This window comes from Nocardia sp. NPDC046763 (assembly GCF_040645495.1).
Classification (GTDB): Bacteria; Actinomycetota; Actinomycetes; order Mycobacteriales; family Mycobacteriaceae; genus Nocardia.
The window spans coordinates 38233-57129 of sequence record NZ_JBEYYI010000041.1 but is presented as its reverse complement, the minus strand read 5'-3'; the positions used below and the strand labels follow the sequence as shown (position 1 = coordinate 57129).

General features: G+C 67.4%; 21 protein-coding genes and 1 pseudogene. 13 read left to right on the top strand and 9 right to left on the bottom strand.

Annotated elements, in window-relative coordinates:
• Positions 1-203: 203 nt before the first annotated feature.
• Positions 204-581 carry a hypothetical protein gene (locus ABZ909_RS40135; RefSeq protein ID WP_357011046.1) on the bottom strand — a complete coding sequence of 126 codons (378 nt, stop codon included), beginning with the start codon at positions 579-581 and terminating at the stop codon, positions 204-206.
• A complete protein-coding gene (locus ABZ909_RS40130) occupies positions 569-967 on the bottom strand; it encodes a hypothetical protein (RefSeq protein ID WP_357011044.1) in 399 nt (132 codons plus the stop codon). Before ABZ909_RS40130 ends, ABZ909_RS40135 begins: the two co-directional genes overlap by 13 nt.
• A 733-nt stretch (positions 968-1700) precedes the next feature.
• Here ABZ909_RS40130 and ABZ909_RS40125 point away from each other — a divergent pair.
• The gene (locus tag ABZ909_RS40125; protein ID WP_357011042.1) at positions 1701-2639 is read left to right on the top strand and encodes a YncE family protein; all 939 of its coding nucleotides are present in this window, start codon (positions 1701-1703) and stop codon (positions 2637-2639) included.
• Between the two features lie 856 nt (positions 2640-3495).
• On the opposite strand, the gene phoU is transcribed toward ABZ909_RS40125, so the two are convergent.
• Both phoU and ABZ909_RS40115 read right to left on the bottom strand, forming a co-directional pair.
• Complete coding sequence (phoU, locus tag ABZ909_RS40120) at positions 3496-4167, bottom strand: phosphate signaling complex protein PhoU (RefSeq protein WP_357011040.1); 672 nt, start codon at positions 4165-4167, stop codon at positions 3496-3498.
• A 112-nt stretch (positions 4168-4279) separates the two neighbouring features.
• Entirely contained in the window at positions 4280-4564 is a 285-nt protein-coding gene (locus tag ABZ909_RS40115) for a hypothetical protein (RefSeq protein ID WP_357011038.1), read from the bottom strand.
• Between the two features lie 177 nt (positions 4565-4741).
• Here ABZ909_RS40115 and ABZ909_RS40110 point away from each other — a divergent pair, with 177 nt between their 5' ends.
• Both ABZ909_RS40110 and ABZ909_RS40105 read left to right on the top strand, forming a co-directional pair.
• Entirely contained in the window at positions 4742-5086 is a 345-nt protein-coding gene (locus ABZ909_RS40110; protein WP_357011036.1) for a YciI family protein, read from the top strand.
• 2 nt (positions 5087-5088) lie between these two features.
• Entirely contained in the window at positions 5089-6327 is a 1239-nt protein-coding gene (locus ABZ909_RS40105) for a sigma-70 family RNA polymerase sigma factor (RefSeq protein ID WP_357011034.1), read from the top strand.
• Positions 6328-6578: 251 nt separating this feature from the next.
• Here ABZ909_RS40105 and ABZ909_RS40100 read toward each other — a convergent pair whose 3' ends face one another.
• A complete protein-coding gene (locus ABZ909_RS40100; protein WP_357011032.1) occupies positions 6579-7262 on the bottom strand; it encodes a GntR family transcriptional regulator in 684 nt (227 codons plus the stop codon).
• Positions 7263-7428: 166 nt separating this feature from the next.
• Between ABZ909_RS40100 and ABZ909_RS40095 the strand changes: the two genes are divergently transcribed.
• Genes ABZ909_RS40095 through ABZ909_RS40060 form a run of 8 tightly spaced genes read left to right on the top strand, consistent with a single transcriptional unit; the run spans position 7429 to position 15071 of the window.
• Entirely contained in the window at positions 7429-8616 is a 1188-nt protein-coding gene (locus ABZ909_RS40095) for a CoA transferase (protein ID WP_357011030.1), read from the top strand.
• Positions 8613-9470 (top strand): CoA ester lyase, encoded by an 858-nt coding sequence (locus ABZ909_RS40090; RefSeq protein WP_357011028.1) that lies wholly within the window; start codon positions 8613-8615, stop codon positions 9468-9470. Before ABZ909_RS40095 ends, ABZ909_RS40090 begins: the two co-directional genes overlap by 4 nt.
• Before the next feature lie 2 nt (positions 9471-9472).
• Positions 9473-10282 (top strand): ABC transporter ATP-binding protein, encoded by an 810-nt coding sequence (locus ABZ909_RS40085; protein WP_357011026.1) that lies wholly within the window; start codon positions 9473-9475, stop codon positions 10280-10282.
• A complete protein-coding gene (locus ABZ909_RS40080) occupies positions 10279-11112 on the top strand; it encodes an ABC transporter permease (RefSeq protein WP_357011024.1) in 834 nt (277 codons plus the stop codon). Before ABZ909_RS40085 ends, ABZ909_RS40080 begins: the two co-directional genes overlap by 4 nt.
• 10 nt (positions 11113-11122) lie before the next feature.
• Positions 11123-12154 carry an ABC transporter substrate-binding protein gene (locus tag ABZ909_RS40075; protein WP_357011022.1) on the top strand — a complete coding sequence of 344 codons (1032 nt, stop codon included), beginning with the start codon at positions 11123-11125 and terminating at the stop codon, positions 12152-12154.
• Complete coding sequence (locus ABZ909_RS40070; protein ID WP_357011020.1) at positions 12151-12993, top strand: cyclase family protein; 843 nt, start codon at positions 12151-12153, stop codon at positions 12991-12993. The genes ABZ909_RS40075 and ABZ909_RS40070 overlap by 4 nt, the downstream gene beginning before the upstream one ends.
• Positions 12983-14353: an MmgE/PrpD family protein gene (locus ABZ909_RS40065; protein ID WP_357011018.1), complete on the top strand. Its 1371-nt coding sequence runs from the start codon at positions 12983-12985 to the stop codon at positions 14351-14353. The genes ABZ909_RS40070 and ABZ909_RS40065 overlap by 11 nt, the downstream gene beginning before the upstream one ends.
• 19 nt (positions 14354-14372) lie before the next feature.
• Positions 14373-15071: a hypothetical protein gene (locus ABZ909_RS40060; RefSeq protein WP_357011016.1), complete on the top strand. Its 699-nt coding sequence runs from the start codon at positions 14373-14375 to the stop codon at positions 15069-15071.
• 12 nt (positions 15072-15083) lie between these two features.
• Here ABZ909_RS40060 and ABZ909_RS40055 read toward each other — a convergent pair whose 3' ends face one another.
• Entirely contained in the window at positions 15084-15251 is a 168-nt protein-coding gene (locus ABZ909_RS40055) for a hypothetical protein (RefSeq protein WP_357011014.1), read from the bottom strand.
• A 228-nt stretch (positions 15252-15479) separates the two neighbouring features.
• On the opposite strand from ABZ909_RS40055, the gene ABZ909_RS40050 reads away from it, so the two are divergent.
• Positions 15480-15851 carry an ATP-binding protein gene (locus tag ABZ909_RS40050; protein WP_357011012.1) on the top strand — a complete coding sequence of 124 codons (372 nt, stop codon included), beginning with the start codon at positions 15480-15482 and terminating at the stop codon, positions 15849-15851.
• Here ABZ909_RS40050 and ABZ909_RS40045 read toward each other — a convergent pair.
• On the bottom strand, positions 15733-16272 hold the full coding sequence (locus tag ABZ909_RS40045; RefSeq protein ID WP_357011010.1) for an alpha-hydroxy-acid oxidizing protein: 540 nt from the start codon (positions 16270-16272) through the stop codon (positions 15733-15735). The two genes, ABZ909_RS40050 and ABZ909_RS40045, sit on opposite strands and share 119 nt — an antisense overlap.
• Positions 16273-16358: 86 nt before the next feature.
• Positions 16359-16532: pseudogene (locus tag ABZ909_RS40040) on the bottom strand (alpha-hydroxy-acid oxidizing protein); the annotation flags it as partial.
• Positions 16533-16730: 198 nt separating this feature from the next.
• Here ABZ909_RS40040 and ABZ909_RS40035 point away from each other — a divergent pair.
• Positions 16731-17588 (top strand): methyltransferase domain-containing protein, encoded by an 858-nt coding sequence (locus tag ABZ909_RS40035; RefSeq protein WP_357011008.1) that lies wholly within the window; start codon positions 16731-16733, stop codon positions 17586-17588.
• On the opposite strand, the gene ABZ909_RS40030 is transcribed toward ABZ909_RS40035, so the two are convergent.
• The gene (locus ABZ909_RS40030; RefSeq protein ID WP_357011006.1) at positions 17569-18888 is read right to left on the bottom strand and encodes an AarF/UbiB family protein; all 1320 of its coding nucleotides are present in this window, start codon (positions 18886-18888) and stop codon (positions 17569-17571) included. The genes ABZ909_RS40035 and ABZ909_RS40030 overlap by 20 nt on opposite strands.
• Positions 18889-18897: the final 9 nt, after the last annotated feature.

Sequence of the window (18897 nt, the reverse complement as noted above, 5' to 3'; positions counted from 1 at the left end):
ACGGCGGGCAGCCGAATATTGGGAGCATCCCACCGGGCACCTGGATCAAATCCTGGCCGGGACCTGACCCTGACAGCAAGTGTCTAACTAGCCGAGTTGAGGGCCTTAAGTCGAGCGCGAGGCGGTGATCGGGTCAAGGGGCGAGGAGCTTCTGAACCGATTCTGAGGCGGTCGCGTCTGTCGGTGACGTTCAGATCTCCGGGTCAGGGAGTGGCTGCCAAGCCGAGGGCGGCGACGGACGGAGCGGGTTCATCGCGCGTATTGGTGAAGGAATCGACGGTGAGCTGTGCGGGTGAGCCGACGCGCAACACCTCCGAGAGCGACTCGACAACGCGGCCGGCGATGCTTGGGAAGTATCCGCCGTCAGCGGAGAAGCAGCGGCACCGATTCGGTAGCCCGTACCCCGGGAGATCGAGAACCCATCCGGCATCGGCCAGCAGTTGGTCCTGCTCCGCGGTGATGTCTGGGGTGAGCATGGCGTATCCGAATCCGGACTCCCCGAATCCGGGGCCCAGCAACTGGATCCATGGACCGCCGGGCATTTCGAGGGTTACAGCTGCGCTGTAGATCAACGCGTGCATGACGACTGCGAGGCGCGGGGCAACTCGGCCCAACTTGTCGGTGGCGCAGCAGGTATCGCGGCCAGCGCCGCAGCCTCCGCACGCTCTTCGGCACTGAACTCCCACTCGAATTCCACCTTCGCCCCCGGCGCGACCTGTTCGACTCGCGCTTGCAATCGGGGCTCGAAATCGTCCCGCCAGCGGCCGAAGCCACTGGAAATCACCGGATCCGGAGACTCGACCCGCACGTCGACACTCGCCCCGATCCTCGAGTCGCGTTGCGTGAGCACAACCTCATCCTTGAGCGGCTCCTCCCGCACAACCTGCTCGAACAGCGCAGAGACCGCCTTGGCGCGGTCGGGGGACAATCCGTACACAGTGAAACAGACATCAACGCTGATCGACACAACTCGATACCCGCAGGCACCGACACGAAGCGTGCTCGAAGATCGACGCCCCGAGATGATTTCGGGGCGTGTCAACGTCCTGCATTGTCGCTCGCGACGCTGACCGAACCGGCCAGCGCGAGGCGCTGGCGGCCGGAACCTAGTGCGGTGCAGAACGTCCGCTATTGCCGAGCTCCATGCGACCGGTGCAATCCCTCACAATCCGGCGTAGAGCAGCAATTTCACGCCAATTCCCCAGCTGTAGTGCATGTTTAGAACAGTTGGGTTGGCCGTTCTGCCCGCATGGCAGCGCACTCTCCTGCCGCTGACCGCGCTGGCCGAACCGGCCACGCCGTAGCTGCATCGGCCTCCTCCCGTGACGACATCTGACGTGCCCTGATCGGCGAGATATATTGCGGTACAGAAGGTCTCGCAGTGGTCGAAAACGACAAGGTCAATACTGCACATCCGCCACTCGAACTGCCCGGGATCCGGATAGCGACGGCGGGCACGCCTCGAAACAGACCGTGGACTATGGTTGCGGAGAAGGTTGCACGATCAACGGGGGAAGTGCGTGTTTCGATCGGGTCGTTCTCGGTGTCCATCAAGGCTTTTCGGGGCGCTCGGCCTCGCCGCGGCTGTCGTGCTCGCGATCGGCGGCTGCGCATCCCCGGCCCCCGCCACCCATTTCTCGACCCCGGCTGCCACCACCACGAAGGATCCGGCGACCAACCCGGACTTCAAAGATCTCGGCGTGGGAGCTTACCGGAGTTACGGGACCGTGGAGGTGGGTAGCGGGCCGCGTGGCGTCGCTGTCGATCCGGGACTGCACCGGGCCTACGTCGTCGGCCAGAACCCTGCCATACCGTCCGCTCCAGTCACCGTCTCGGTGCTCGACACCCGAACGCGATCGACCGCCGCCACGATCACCGTGGACAACGTATTCGTCCGCGAGACACAGCCACTCGTCGTCGATCCCGCGACGCATCTCGTCTATCTGCTGGGCGCCGGCCCGCACGGAAAATTGATTGTCATCGATCCGGCCACCGATTCGGTGACCGCGCGCATCTTCCTCGGTGAACATACGGATTCCAGCGCACTGGCCATCGATTCCGACCGCCACCTCGCCTATGTCGCCAACAATTACTACGCGACGGTCGTGGCGATCGACACCGACAGCCGCGACATCGTGGCCGTCATCCCGGTCGGCGCGCACCCCGCGGCGCTGGCGATCGATCCGGCGAGCCACCAGGTATGGGCAGCGACAGCGGGCAGCCTGTCGATCATCGACCCCGATGCTTTCAAGGTGAGCGCTACAATCCCCGCCACCGCGGAACCACACGGCGTCGCAATCGACTCCGAAACCCACACCGCCTACATCACCGACTTCGCCCCCGGCACCTCGGTCATGCTGATCGACACCGCAACCCATGCGGCAACCCACATCTCACTCCAGCCCGAACCGTCCTACGCGGTAGCGATCGACCCCGCCCTCCACACCGTCTACCTCACCTCCGGCGCCTTCGAAAGCATCAACATGATCGACACAAGAACCCGCACCCTCACCGCGTCCCGCACCTCCGGCCATTCCGCCGGCTGGACCGGCGGCATAGCCGTAGACCCCACGACCCACGAGACCTACGTAACCCACGGCGAAACCGCCCACACCGTCGAAGTGCTCACCCCCGCCTGACCATCCAAATCGATCGCACCCGCCTCGAACCGTCCGGTTCGAGGCGGGTGCGCGCCGTGGGATCCGCTATCGGTGCAGCCGGCTGGGTCCAAGATTGCCAGCGAGTATCCGCGCGGACTACCCGCAGCGGCCGATCATGCGCGAGATGAGTGGGGATGCAACAGATTTCGGGAGCTGTGAATATCACTGCTTCGAATATTGCGCATCCGCCACTCATGGTCCCCGCCCGGTAGATGCCGAAATGCAGCGGCGGCGCGCGCCGCCCTGGCGCATTGAGCCGAAGCAGTTGGCGAACGTCCTCATCTGCCGCATACCGCGCTGACCGAACCGGCCAGCGTGGGGCGCCGGTGGCCCGAACCTGGTGCGGTGCAGAACGTCCGCTACTGCCGATGAGCGTGTCAAGAGCAGAGAGGTTCGTCAGAGACCTCAGTCCTCAGCAGTGACCTGTTCAGTGCAAGTCCAGATGCGATATAGAGCATCGGCACGGTCGCCCCAGCCCTTTCCGGTCAATCGCCCGATCATTTCGAAGACGTAGTCCTCACTCCGAGGTTCCGGCGCCGATGCTTCCTGTTCTCGCCGAGCTTGAAACAGGCCGTACAGCAAGCGCAGCGACAGGACCAGGGACTTTACGGATTGTCGCGGTACAATGAGGCAGCACTCGGGGTGCGTCCATGTGTCGTCGGGGGCCTTGGAAAGGATCCGCTCGAGCGACCGACCCTGCCAGGGCATGGCACGTATCCGCGAGGCCGAGCGGCGGCCCAGCTCGGCCACCTTGTGCCCGAGGTCAGGGTCGCCGTCCGGATAGCAAACCGATTCCGGGCTCTGGCGGCCAACGAGTTTCGGCGAGTCATCGAGGCTAGAGCGACTGCCGCTCTTTGAGCCAGGTCTGCGGGTCTTCGCCGGTGACGAGGAAGATGGTGCGGCGTCCGACCTGCACAGCATGATCAGCGAACCGCTCGTAGTAGCGGCCCAGCAACGCGAGATCTACAGCAGCTGTCACCCCATCAGTCCAGTCCGGACCGAGCACCGTGGTGAACAGCTCGCGGTGCAACTCGTCCATCACGTCGTCCTGCTGATCGAGCCGCGCCGCGTCTCCGGGGTCGCGGGAGTCCAGTACTTGCGCGGCGCTGCTGACTATCGCGACCGCGGCATCGCCCATCCGGGCAACAATCGGGCGGACCGAGTCCGGAACAGCATGACCCGGGTGGCGACGACGGGCGACATTGGCGATGTGACTGGCGAGAGTGGCCATGCGGGCGAGATCGCTGACGAGGTGGAGGGCGGTCACGACCTGGCGCAATTCGCTGGCGACGGGGGCTTGCCGGGCCAGTAGCCCGACGGCGGCCTTTTCGCAGCGATCACGCATGGTGTCGATCTCCGCGCACACGTCGATCGTGTGCTCGGCCTGCTCGAGATCGGCGTTGAGCAATGCGTTCGTCGCGGACGCGACCGCGGTGCGATCGTGCAAGCTCATCGCCACCAGTTGCGTGGCCAGACGGGCGAGATCAGCGTGGTATTGGGTCCGCATGGCTCCATCTTCGTCTCGCGCCGATAGTTCCGCTGACCAGCTGAAACAGGCAACCGCCGGGCAATGCCGCCGGGCTCGGCACCCTTCGAAGAAACGTAGCCCCGCGGCGAGTTCAGTCTCTGAGGGGCCGGTCGGCTCGGTGCGATAAACGCTCGGTGAACGTCTCCGCCCACGCCGCCGATTCCGACTCGTCGCAAACCTCGGATGCACGCCTGGTCGCCTTCGAGCCGCCAAGACCTTCACGCCGCTGCGACCCGCCCGGGCGCGCCTGCATCGCCAGTAACCGTACGCCCCAGGAGACGTACGCCTCCACGCTCATCCCCGCGCAGTCGGCCGCATCCTGCAGCGTGAACCAGTCGTCTTCGCCGACCGTCACCACAATGTCCCTGCTCGCCATGGGCAAGGACGGTAGACCCTCGACTTCGCTACCGCCCGCCAACACGTTCCCGGGATCGACCAGCACATCCGCTTTTGCCGCATTGAGCGCTGTTCGGACCTGTCGATTTCAGGGCGGGCCGGGCGTCGAAGAGTTGAATGGTCCGAGAGGCGGACCGGACAACGAGAGGACGGCATCATGGCGGAGTATCTGGTCCTGATCTACCAGGACGAGCGGATGGCGGGGGACACCTTGGCCGCGGAGTCGGTCACGCGCGGGCATCAGGAGTTCATGACCAACAATCAGGCGGCACTGCGCGGCGGCAACGCGGTCGAGTACAGCCATGCCGCGACCAGCATTCGCCCCGACGGCGCGGGCGGGTTCGTCGTGACCGACGGGCCGTTCGCCGAGACCAAGGAGCAGATCGGCGGGTACTACCTGCTCGAGGCGAACGACCTGGACGAGGCCATCGACCGCGCCAAACAGATCCCGATGACCGAGGGCGGGATCGAGGTCCGGCCGATCCACGTCTTCACCGCGTAGCGATGCGCAATGCCGCGGTAGCGGCGGCGGTCGCCGACGCGCACCGTCGCGAGTGGGCCTTCGTGCTCGCCGCGACGGTGCGCGTGACCCGCGACCTGGACGCCGCCGAGGAATGTGTCCAGGACGCCTACGCCCAGGCCCTGACCCGATGGCAAGAGGCGATCCCCGCCAAGCCGGCGGCGTGGCTGACCACGGTGGCCCGCAACCGCGCGCTGGACCTGCTGCGTCGGCACGCGACAGCGAAACGGTCACTGCCGCTGCTGATTTCCGACGATATCGACAACGATGTCGCGGACACCGTTGTCGCCGAACAGGATATCGCCGATGACCGGCTGCGCCTGGTCAGCACCTGCTGCCACCCGGCGCTGTCGCTCGAGGCGCAGGTGGCGCTGACGCTGCGGCTGGTGTGCGGATTGACGACCACCGAAGTGGCGCGGGCGTTTCTGGTCTCGGAATCGACCATGGCGGCGCGCATCACCCGCGCCAAGAAGAAGATCGCCGCCGCCCGCATCCCGTATCGGGTGCCCGCTCCGGCCGAACTGCCCGACCGGATCGGCGCGATCCTGACCGTGGTGCACCTTCTGTACACCACCGGGCACACCGTGCCGTACCACGCCGAGCTGAGCCGACGCGATCTCACCACGCGCGCAATGGATCTGGCTCGGATGCTGCGCACACTGTTGCCCGAGGACCCGGATGTGGCCGGATTGCTGGCGCTGATTCTGCTGACCGAGGCGCGGCGGTCGGCACGCACCGACACCGACGGCGCGCTACTGCGGTTATCGGAGCAAGACCGACAACTGTGGGATCGTCCGACCATCGACGAGGGCATCGCCCTGGTGCGGGAGTCGTTGCGGCACCGGCCCGGTCGCTATGCGCTGGAGGCGGCGATCGCGGCGGTGCACGCCGAGGCCCCGAGCTACGACGACACCGACTGGCGCGAAATTGTTGGCCTCTACGGGGTACTCGGGCAGCTGTGGCCGTCGCCGGTGGTGGCGCTGAACCGCGCGGTCGCGATCGGCATGGCCGAGGGGCCGGAAACCGGGCTGGCGGCACTGGACGAGTTGAGCGCCGAACCGCAACTGGCCGGGTACGGCTATCTGGCCGCGGCCCGTGGACATTTCCTGGCCGCGCTCGGTCGCACGGCCGAGGCGCAAGCAGCCTATGAGGAGGCCGTGCTGCTCACCGGCAACGACGTGGAACGACGATTCCTCGAGGATCGGATAGCCGCACTGGGCTGAGATCTCGGACCCCAAGCCAGGCGTATCCCGGAAGTCGGGTGAACTTGACGTTCTAACCGGCCGAGGCGTCCGGTCGCAAATCTGTTCGGGCGCTCGATGCGACAGTTTCCTCGAGCGGGTCGTGTTCGTTGCTGAGGAGGCCCGTCGGGCCAGCAGCGTAGGCGAGTTGGGCGTGTGAGGGCCGCATCCTGGTCTCGCAACGATCGCCATGCCGAACTGCCACGCCGGGATCGCGGTTCGTCGCTCGGTGCTCAGATTGCTGCTCGGTTCGCGCGCTCGTGCATCGAGGCCAGGCGGGCTGAAGCTGCGAGCCGGACTTGTTGCACCATATGGTTATCGGCGCCTGCAGCGTCCCCGGCTTCGAATAAGGCCACTAGCCGGGCGTGGGATTCCACCGCCTGCTCGGCGACTTTCAGATTCGACCAGACCGATTGCTCGATGGGGATGGGGTGGCTTTCCCAGATCCATTGCAGGTGGCGAGCGATGATGGAGCGACCCCCGGCGCGGGCGATCTGAGCGTGGAACTCGCGGCTGGCGGCGGACATGCGGCCGGCGTCGCCGACCTGTAGGGCGGCTCGCAGTTCCCGGTGGATGTCGTGGAGGCGGGCCAGCTCGGCGGGGGAGATGGAGGTAGCCGCCAGGCGGGCCGCCAGGCCCTCGACGGTGGCACGCAGCAGGTAGAGCTCCTCCATGTCACCGGCGGCATGTTCGGCGACCTTGGCGCCGAAATTCGGTTCGTAGACAACCAATCCGACCGATTCGAGATTGCGCAGGGCCTCGCGCACCGGGGTGATGGAGACGCCGAGCCGCTCGGCGACCTTGTCTTGCAGGATCGGCGTGCCGGGAGGCATTGCGCCGCTGAGGATTTCCGACCGCAACACCTCTTGCACGTAGCCCGCGCGGCTGCCGGGGGGCTTGACGGTGGCGTAGGTCATGTCAGGTCCGGTGGATCCGGTGGCGGTTGACGCCGTTCCGGTTGCGGCGTTCGCGCTGCGCCGTGCCATCGAATCGAGCCCCCTGTTCTCGTGCTGTTGTCTGTCCTGATCGTAGGGCCCGTGGCGACCCCTTGACGTTTCATTTTATAACTTATAAGTTAGCGCCATGATGTGTCTCGAGTCACTGAAGGTGGTGGACGCGGCGACCCTGTTCGCCGGGCCACTGGCGGCGACGATGCTGGCGGATTTCGGTGCCGACGTCGTCAAGATCGAACACCCGCGTCGCGGCGATCCCAGCCGGGGCCACGGCGCGAGCAAGAATGGGGTGGGCCTGGTCTGGAAACAGTTGGGCCGCAACAAGCGCCCGATCGGTGTGGATCTGTCGGCGGGTGAGGGGCAGGCCGTCGCGCGGGCCCTGCTCGCCGACGCCGACGTGCTGATCGAGAATTTCCGGCCCGGCACCCTGGAGCGGTGGAACCTCGGGCCGGAGGTGCTGCACGAGATCAATCCGAGGCTGGTGATCGCCCGTGTCACCGCCTTCGGCCAGTTCGGGCCGCGCTCGAACGAGCCCGGATTCGGCACCCTGGCCGAGGCCATGAGCGGATTCGCCGCCATGACCGGCGAGCCCGACGGGCCGCCGACCCTGCCGCCGCTGGCGCTGGCCGACGGAATCGCAGGGCTGGCAACGGCTTTCGCCATCATGGTGGCGCTGGGTCAGCGGGAGAGCACCGGCCGCGGCCAGGTGGTGGACCTGGCCATCATCGAACCCATCCTGATGATGCTGGGCGCGCAGATCACCACCTATGACGCGCTCGGTACGGTGCCGCGCCGTACCGGGAACCGGTCGGACAACAATGCTCCCCGCAATATCTACCGCACCCGCGACGACCGTTGGCTGGCGGTGTCGACCAGCGCCCAGTCCATTGCCGAACGTGTGATGACCCTGGTAGGCCGCCCGGATCTGGTGGAGCAGCCGTGGTTCGCCAGCGGATACGGCCGTGTCCAGCATGTCGACGAAGTCGACGGCGCGGTGGCCGAGTGGATTGCCGACCGTGACGCCGCGACGGTCATCGAGGCCTTCACCGAGGCCCAGGCGGCGATCTCGCCGGTCTACGACATCGCCGATATCTTCGGCGACCCGCAGTACAAGGCGTTGGAAACCATTGTGCGACTGCCTGATCCCGACCTCGGCACGGTGGCCATGCAGAATGTGCTCTTCCGGCTGTCCCAGACTCCGGGCGCGATCCGCTGGGCCGGGCGGGCGCCGGGGGCGGATACCGACGCGGTGCTGGGCTCGCTCGGCTTCTCCGACGAGCAGATCCGCACGTGGCGGGAAGCCGGTGTGGTGGCATGAGATACCCGGGTACCTGGCTGTATGTTCCCGGCGACCGGCCCGACCGGATGGTCAAGGCCCTGGCCTCCGGCGCGGCGGCGGTAGTGCTGGACCTGCAGGACGCGGTCGCCGAGTCGCGCAAGACCCAGGCTCGTGCCAGCGTGGCCGAATTCCTCGCGGCGGCCGATCCCCAGGCGCGGGAAACGCGAATTCACGTGCGGATCAACAATGTTCGCACCGAGACAGGCCGGCGTGATCTGGACGCCATCGCGGGATTGCCCGCACTCGACGGCATCCGGCTGCCGCTGGTCGAATCGCCCGCCGATATCGAAGCTGCCGTCCGCATCGCCCGCGTGGGGGGATCGCGCTCCGGATTCCACTGCCTGATCGAAACCGCTATCGGCGTCGAGAACGCCTACCGCATCGCCTCTGCACCCGGCGTCGCCGCGATCTCGTTGGGGGAGGGAGACCTGCAGGCCGAGCTCGGCACGTTCGAGGAAGAAGGGCTGGCCTGGGCTCGCAGCCGAATCGTCGTGGCCGCTGCGGCCGCGCAGTTGCCGGCACCGGGGATGGCTGTCTTCGGAAACGTGAAAGATGCTGCGGGACTGCGTGAGTCCTGTCTGCGCGGCCGCCGGTTGGGTATGCGCGGCCGCTCGGCCATCCATCCCGCCCAACTGCCCGTCATCGCCGAAGCATTCCAGCCCACGCCCGCCGAGATCGACCGGGCGCGGCGCATCGTCGCCGCGTCGGACGCCCGATCGGGCGGTTTCGCCCTGGGTGACGGCACCTTCGTCGATCAGCCGGTCGTCGCCGCGGCGCGGCTGACCCTCGAATGGGCCGAACCGTATCCACCACTTCAGTGCACAAGGTCGTGACCATGAGTGACCGCCCCGGGCCGGACCGGTTTCCGGCATTGATCGAATTCACCGATGTCGCCATGACATTCCGCGACGCCGGACGCTCCTTCCGGGCCATCGATGGACTGTCGTTGACGATTCCCCGCGGACAGTTCTGCTGCGTCGTCGGCCCCAGCGGTTGCGGCAAGTCCACGCTGCTCAATATGGTGGCGGGCCTGCTCGAACCAACCCGCGGCCAGGTCCGCTACGACGGAAAACCGGTGGCGGGAGCCAATACCCGCGTCGGCTACGTCACCCAGAAGGACAATCTGCTGCCTTGGCGCACCGTGCGCGCCAACGTGCGCCTGCCCCTGGAGTTGCGCGGCGTCGGGAAGGCCGAAACCGACAGGCGCACAGACGAAGTGCTCGACATGGTCGGTCTGTCCGGATTCGGCGATGCCTACCCGCGTCAGCTCTCGGGCGGCATGCGCAAACGCGTCACCCTCGCCCGCACCCTGGTGTACGAGCCCGAAGTCATCCTCGCCGACGAACCGTTCGGCGCGCTCGACAGCCAATTGCGCACCGTGCTCCAGGGTGAACTGCTCGGGCTGCGGGCCCGCACCGAGGCCACGGTGCTGTTCATCACCCACGACCTGGGCGAGGCGATCGCGCTCGGCGACCGGGTCCTGGTGATGAGCGCGCGACCCAGCCGGGTCCTGCTCGACGAGCCCGTCACACTGCCACGCCCGCGCGACGTCCGCACCGCGCGATTCGACCCGGAATACGCGCGCCTGCACGAAACCCTCTGGGCGGCATTGAGTCCCGAGGTCGAAACGGGAGTACCGGCATGAGCACCCTCGCAGCCGCTCGAATCACCGCGCCCGCGCCGAGCACCGACGCCGACTCCGACGCCCGCTACCGCCGCAAGCAGCTGACCTACCACCTGGTCGTGTACACCGCCCGGATCCTGATCGTCGTCGCGGTCCTGGGTACCTGGCAGGGCCTGTCGGGCCCGGTGATCGATCCGTTCTGGGTCTCCTCGCCCCACGCCATCGGGGAGCGGCTGCTGGAATGGACCCGCGACGGCACCCTCGCCGGCAATGCCCGCGCCACCTTGCTCGCCATGGCCATCGGCCTGCTACTGGGCTCCGCAGCCGGGATCGTCGCCGGATTCTTGTTGGGCCGCATCCGTTTCCTCGGCGATGTACTCAACCCGTTCATCATCGCGCTCAACAGCCTGCCGAAACTGGCGCTCGCGCCGCTGTTCATCCTCTGGTTCGGCATCGGCCTGCAGGCCAAGGTCGTGATGACGGCCCTGGTGTGCTTCTTCCTGGTCTTCTACAACACCTTCGCGGGGGCCCGCGACGCGGACGCCGAACTGCTCGGGGTCGTGACCGTCCTGGGCGCCAACGGGCGGCAGCGGCTGACCAAAGTGATTCTGCCGCACACCATGTCGTGGATCCTGACCGGACTGCGGCTGGCCGTGCCGTACTCGCTGCTCGGCGCGGTGGTCTCGGAGATCACCGCCTCCAACGAGGGCCTCGGGCATCTGCTCAAGACCTCCGCCAACACCTTCGACACCGCGGGCACCTTCGCAGCCATCGCTGTACTGGTGGTGGTCGCACTGCTGCTGAACATCGCGGTGAGCCGCGCCGAGAGCCTGAGCTCCCGGTGGAAATGAGAGATCAGCCATGTCAACCAGAAACCGAATCGCGGCCGTCATGGCCGCGCTGACACTGACCGGATCCGCGGTCGCGGGCTGCGCCGGGCGCGGGCCCACCGTCACCGACTGCGCCGGGCAGACCGTGAAGATCGGACAATCCACCGCGAACAACCTGCAATACGCGGCCCTGTACGTCGCGCAGGACAAGGGCTATTTCGAAAGCCAGGGCCTGAAGGTCGAAACCGTCGAAATGGGCGGCGGATCCGAGGCCATCCAGGCGCTGGCCGGTGGCAGCGTCGACGTCGCGCTGACCACCTTCGCGGCCATCCTCAGCGCCGCCGAAAAGGGCGCGCCGCTGGTGGCTTTCGCGTCGACCGCCGACCGCAACACCGCCGATATCGGTGTGAAGAACCGCTACGCGCCACCCGCGACCGCCGATCTCGACACCGCCGTGCGCGCGCTGCGCGGGCTGCGGGTGGCCGTCACCTCGGCCGGGTCCGGGGCCGACCAGACGCTGCGGTACCTGCTGCGGCACGCGGGCATGAACCCGGACTCCGACGTGAAGGTCGTCGCGGCGGGTGGTGCGGCGGAGACGGTGGCGGCCTTCGCCAATGGCTCGGTCGACGCCTACATCATCGGTCCGCCGTCCTCGTTGGTGGCCGCCGAGCGCGGTGACGGCCGGGTCATGCTGCGCCTGGCCTCCGGTATCGCACCCGACCTGGACGGTCTGCTCTACGGCGTGGCCGCCACCTCCACGGCGACCATGGGCCGCAAGGAGGCGGTGATGCGGTGCTTCGCCCGCGCTCTGAACCAGGCGGACGTGTTCATCCATGGGCAGCCCGATCTGGCGGCGGCGCTGTTGCGGCCCCGGTTCCCGGAGATGACCGATCCGCAGTTCATCCTGAGCTGGGAGCCGATTGTGAAGGCCACCCCGCCCACGGCGGCCATCGACCCGGCCGAGGCCGACAAGGCGGCCCGATTCGTCGCCACCGTGTTGAACAAGACCAGCGTCGACGCCACCAAGGCCTACGACACCCGCTTCTCGGAGGATATGAAATGACCACCCCCACAACCGATTCCCTCACCACACTGCGGGCTCTGCTCGGCGGTCTGCGCACCATCGAGCTGGGACAGCCGCTCGAGAACGGTATGCCCTGCTCGCCCAGTCACCCGGGCTTCCGGATGGCGCTGCTGCGCCGGCACGGTGACCGCGTGAACGCCCAGGGCGGCTCGGGGGCCAACGAGCTCATCGTCACCGGCGGACATGTCGGCACACACCTGGACGCGTTGTGCCATGCGGCCATCGACGGTCGGATGTTCGGCGGTGTGGATGCCCATGCGGCCAGTGTCGGCGGCGCGTTCACGATGCACGGTGTGGACACCGTGCGACCGTTCCTGTGCCGGGGCGTGCTCGCCGATATCCCGAAACTGCTGGGAGTGCCCCGGCTCGAACCCGGCTTCGGCATCACCGCCGACCATCTGCGTGCGGCCTTCGGCGACACCGTGCCCGGAGCGGATGAGGTTGCGCTCATTCGTACTGGCTGGCCGCAGCTCTACCACGATCCGGCCGCCTACGTCGGTCACGAGACCGGTGTCCCGGGCATTACCGCCGAAGCTGCGGAATATCTCGCGGATACCGGGGTCCGCGCGGTGTGCAGTGACACTATCGCCACCGACCAGATCCTGCCCGGCGTCGGGCACGCGGCGCTGCCGGCGCACGGGGTGCTGCTCGTCGAACGCGGTGTGCACATCATGGAGGTGCTGACCTTCGAGGAACTGGCCGCCGCCGGCGTGCGCGACGTGCTGTATGTGGCTGTGCCGCTGCGGATCACCGGTGCTACCGGATCGCCCATCCGGCCGCTGGCGCTGATCCCCGGGGAGGCCGCCGGTGTCCGCTGAGTTGTCCTGGGCGGTCGCCGACTGGGCGCACGCCGCCTACACGAAATCCGAGGTGCCGGATGCGGCCTTGACCGCCGTCAGTGAGCATCTGATCGACACGGTCGCCGTCGCGGTGGCCGGACTGGGGGAAGCGCCGGTCGAATCCATGCGACGTGCGACCCGAAATCGCCGCGACGCCGGTCGTTTCGCCCTGGTGCTGGGTACTGCCGCGCACGCACTGGACTACGACAATGCCCAGACGCCGTCGCTGGTCCATCCCTCTTGCGTGATCGTGCCGACGGCCATCGCTGTTGCGCGCGAACTGCCACGGCCGGGCGCGCGAGGGCTGCTGCGCGCCATCGCGGTCGGGGAGGAGGTGAGTCTCTGGCTGGGTGAAACTGCTGTGGCGGACGGAAATTCGGTGCTGTTCGAGCGGGGCTTCCATCCGACGGCGGTGTGCACGCCGATCGGGGCGGCGGTGACAGCCGGTCTGCTGCGCGGGCTACCGCCCGAACAGCTCGCCCACGCCATCGGTGCGGCGGCCTCCCTGTCCGGCGGGATTCTCGAAGGCAACCGCACCGGCGGCCAGACCAAACCCATGCACGCCGGATTCGCCGCCGCCGCAGGCATTCTCGCGACCGATCTGGCCGCCGCGGGCGCGACCGCCCCGCCGACTGCACTCGAGGGCCGCTTCGGGTTCCTGCACGCATTCCTCGGCGGCGACGCCGCCATGGGCGGGCCGCCGGAATCGGCCGGGGCGTGGCGCGTGCGGTCGGTGACCACGAAACCGTATCCCACCAACGGCTTCACCCACTCGTCGATCGACGCCGCACTGCAGTTGCGGCAGCAGGGATTTCACCTCGAACCCGGGGCCACCCTGCGCATCGGGGTGGCCGGGCCGGTGCTGCGGACCATCGCCTTCCCCGAAGCCGCCAAATACGCTCCGCCCACGTCCTACGCCGCCCGGTTCTCCGGCCCGGTGGTGGTCGCGATCGCCCTGCTCGGCGGCTCCGGCCTCGGGGTCGGACTGGCCGACTTCGACGGCGAGAATCCGCCCGGCGCCGCCGTTCTCGCCGCCGCCGCGCGAGTCCGCTTCGAAGCCGACCCGTATGCCACGGCGGCCTTCCCGGACCGGGTCATGAGCAGGGCCGTCGGTACCGACAGCGACGGCCGACAGTACCGGGTCGACATCGACACCGGCCGCGGCGGTCCCGACAACCCGCTCTCACCACGCGAACTGCGCACGAAATTCGACGACTGCGTCACAACCCGGCTCGGGGCAGCCGCCACGACACTCTGGAATGCCCTGCAGGACACCATCACCGGCGACGACACGGCCTGTGTCGCCGCTCTGTCCACCCTCGCCGAGCAGCTCGGCTGACATAGAAAAGGAACACCTGATGAGGAAAATAGCCACGGCATCAACGTTGCTCGTCGCGGCCACGGCCCTGGGGGCCGGCTCGGTGAGCGCCGCACCACCCGATCGCGACACGATCACCTACACCGCCACCACGACCGAGCACTCGACCGTGATCACCACCGACGCGGGATCGATGGTCGCCGAAGACGGACTCTTCAAGATCAAGGCAGCCGACGGCACCGTCCTGGCTGGAACCGAATTATCCTTCCGCATAGATGATTTCGTCTTTCCGGTCGCCGCCGACATCGCAGGCCGCACCGCCACACTTACCCCGCAGCTCGACCTGCGGTACGCCCGCTACGCTCCCGTCGCCCTGCCCTTCGAGGACCAGGCACCCTGGAAAACTTCCTACGACCGCGAACAGGCGGCGTGGGGCCGCATGCGTGACACCATCTCCGTCGGCGCGACCATCGGAACCCTGGTCGGCGGCCTCGGCGGAGCCGCGGTCGGCTGCCTGGTCGGCGGAATCGCCGGGGCCACAGTCGCATCGGCCGCCATCGTGGGCCTGTTCGGCGGCTTCCTGCCCGCCGCCGCGATCGGCTGCCTCGGCGGCATCGTGGCCGTCGGCACCCTCGGCACGATCGCGGGACAGCTCCTGGTCACCGCGCCAGTCGCGATCCTGGCCGCGGCCCAGTACTTCACCACCATCAACCAACCGCCACCCGCCCCCGCGAAATGACCGCGCGCGGGCTCACCGTCGGTCACGGGACGCGTCCCAATCGGTGACCGCATTCCGGAGCCGCAGGGTGACCCGCCGGAGCTCCTCGCGATCCCTCGGATGCGGTGCGTAAATCCGGACGACGATCATCGAGACAATCACCAGAACCGTGATGACGAAAGCTCCCATGACGGCCAGCATCCTGCCATCTGGACCTTGGGGAAATAGCCACTGTCGCAGTTGTGGACTGCTGAACTGTTGAGTGCGGCAGTCCACTTCGAAGAGAGTGGATCGGGAGAGGAAGTGCAAGATGTCAGTCCCGATCACACACGATCTATCTGCCGGAACCGCAAGATTGCGTGCCAGATCGTGGTGGGCCGGATGAGACTGAGCCCATTCCGACAGTAGGAGTCTCGATGACCACCACCGATGCGGTCACGTTCTGGGACGGCGTCTACGCCGACCGTCCGCCACGCGCGGACCGGATGGCAACTACGTCACCCTCGAGGAATTCGACCTCGCCGCCAGCTCGAAACCCCCGGCCGCCCAGATCCGGGATCTCGCGGCCCTGCGGTGGCTGGCGGCAGGGGAGTCGGTCGCGCTCTACGGCGCGGGGTCGGGAAAACGCATGTGGCACAAGGACTCGGACATCTAGCGATCCGTCAGGGCGCGGAAATCCGGTTCATGAAAACGTCCTGCCTGCTGGCCACCCTCGCCGGTGGTCACGCCGACCGCAGCGAAGTCCAACCGGTCGTGCTTCTACCTTCGGTGCATAGCTGTCCCGCTGGACGCCATAGGTAGCTACACCATTCCCACCGAAGGTGCGGGCACACCCGGCCAGCAGCATCGTGCGCCGCAACTCGGCGGTGAACAGCTCCAACACCTCGGCGACACCGGGCGCACCGTCCAGGGCCAGGCCCAGCGCTACCGGACGGCCGATCAGCACGGCGTGCACGCCGCGGGCGAGGGCTTTGAACACGTCGGTGCCGCAACGGATTCCGCCGTCGATGGCGACCTCGATCCGGGCGTCGATCACGTCGAGGACCTCGGGCAGCTGGGTCAGCGTCGCGGGGACGCCGTCGAGCTGGCGGCCGCCGTGGTTGGACACGACCGCCGCGGACGCGCCGCAGTCCACGGTATGGGCGGCGTCCGAGCCGGACAGCACGCCCTTGACGATGAAGGGCAGCGGCATTTCTCTGCGACCGTGGCCAGCGTTCGCCATGTCCACGACGATCCGGTATCGCCCAGCGGCGCGGCCGCGTAACGCCCGCCGGGATGGTTCGCTGAGAGGTGGAGCTGGTCGACCGGGATACTGAGCCGGCGAAGGCGTTCCCGCCAACCGAGCACCGGGCAGTCGATCGTCACGCAGACCGCCAGATAGCCCGTCGTTGCAGCACGTTCGGCGAGGTCGAGGAACTCGCCGGGGTCGCCGCTGGCATGGACTTGCATGATCTGTCGTCCGTTCGGGGCGGCGGTGGCCAGGATCAGGGGTCACATCCAAGCGACGAGATACCGGCGCCGGTTCGCGCGACATCGGAGTCGCAGCCCGGCATCCGGGTGGTAAGGCCGCAGTGACTCGAATCGATTGCTACGCAACTCTATTCATCGTCGCGAAAGTGGGCGAGGTGATTTTGTCGTGGGTAGGGTGGAGCCGGATGCTATCGAGGACGGGGGATGTCGATGACGACGGCAACGCAGAATCGCGCGCGGATTGTCGATTATTACCGACGCAGCCGGTTCGACTACTGGTTCGTCTGGATGCGCGGCCGCAACCGATCCATGCACTACGGATACTGGGATGCGACCACGCGAAACCATTCCCAGTCGCTGGCGGATATGAACCGTGAGCTCGCCGCCTTCGCGGGCGTGCGGGATGGGATGCGCATCTTGGATGCCGGCTGCGGAATCGGCGGTTCGGCGCTGTGGCTGGCCGAGAATTTCGATGTCCAGGTCGTCGGCATCACACTCAGTCCGCAGCAGGCGGCCACGGCACAGCGGCTGGCGCGAAGGCGACAACTGGCGCACCGCATCACGTTTCAGGTCGCTGACTACTGTGACACGGGATTCGAGCCGGAATCGTTCGATCTGGTGTGGGCGCAGGAGAGCCTGTGCTACGCCCAACCCAAGGCCGCCTTTCTCCGCGAGGCATACCGGTTGCTGCGGCCCGGTGGCCGCATCGCGATCGAGGACGGCTTCCGAACCGCGCGTGAGCTGTCCACCGAAGGCGAAGAGCTGCTGCTGGACTGGCTGGACTGCTGGGCCATCGACGATATCGATACCGTGACCGAATTCGCCGACCAGGCGGAGGCGACCGGCTTCATCGACTTCCGGCATCGCGACGTCTCGGCACACGGCATGACCTCGGCGCACCGGCTGTCGCGCGCGTACACGGTCTTCGGGATCCCCGCCTGGATCGCCTACCGGCTGCGAATGCGTTCACACATCGCCCACCGCAATTTCCTCGGTGCGCGGCTGCAATGGCTGGCGTTCGCCCGGCGGCTGTGGGAATTAGGGTTGGTCACCGCGCAGAAGTCGTAGGCCCGGCGGTACCGGCCCGCAACGACTCCGCCATCAGCCCGGCGAAGAATCGGCTCAATGCCTTGTCCGAGACGGGATTCCAGTCGGGAGCGAGTTCCTTCATGTAGCGCTCCAGGTACATCACCTGTTTGCCGGCCAGCACCAGATCGCGGGGGATGGTCATGCCGTGTGCGTCGGCAAGGGTGCGGATCTGACGGCCCACATCGCCGAGGCGCAGGTCGCCCACCGGCGCGTCGGCGTGGACCGCGACGGCGCGCAGCTGAGTGGCCAACTCCTCGAGGGGAACACGCGGGCTCAGCACGCCCAGGGCCACCAGAGCCTCGGTGGCGGTGACGAAGTCGCCGAAGAGCAGCAGCGCCGCAATGCAGCGCTTGAGCTCGCGCCGTATGTTGTCGTCGAGTTCACCGACGATGCCGAAATCCACGAGTACGACCCAGCCGTCCCGATCGATCAGGATGTTGCCGGCGTGCAGATCCCCGTGGAAGAAGCCGCGCTTCAAGGCCGTGTGGAACAACGCCAGGGCCAGCGCACTCATCGTCGCCGCCCCCTGAGCACCCGCGGTCTCGGAGGGCGCGTCGTCGGTGATCGGGATGCCGTCGATGTACTCCATGGTCAGCACCGAGGGCGTGCACCACTGGGAAAAGACCTCGGGCACACGCACTTTGCCCTGAAACCCGGAGGCGGCGAGGTCTTCGGCGCAGCGCCGTATGGCTCGTGCCTCGGCCAGGAAATCGAGTTCGCGCACGGTCAGATCGGCGAACTCCTCGACCACACCGCGCAATCCCCACGCGTGACCGGTCGCGGTCCGGTCCAGCAGCGCGCCCGCGGCGCGCAGCAGCCCGATATCGACGCCGACCTGGCGCCCCACCCCCGGTCTTTTGATCTTGACCGCCAGTTCCCGTCCGTCGTGGGTGACGGCCCGGTGCACCTGGGCGATGGATCCGGACGCAATCGGCGTCTCGTCGAATTCTTCGAATTCGCCGGCGAATCCGGTCTCGGCCAGCACGCGGCGGATCTCCGGCCCGTCGACCGGCGGCACCCGGTCCAGCAATGGCGCGAACCGTCGCGAGATGTCCTCACCGAACACGCTGGGCGTGGAGGCAATGAGCTGTCCGAACTTCACATAGACCGGCCCGAGGGTGGCGAAGGCGCCGGGCAGTTCGGCCGCCACGTGGGATCGGCCGCCGCGCACCCGCCGGGCCGCCGCGCGTGCCAGCACCGGCGAGAGCACCGCGCCGACCCGAGCAAGCCGAGCGAAACCGCGTGTGGCCGAGTCGAATCGGTGGATCAGCGTGGTCATGAAGTCCTC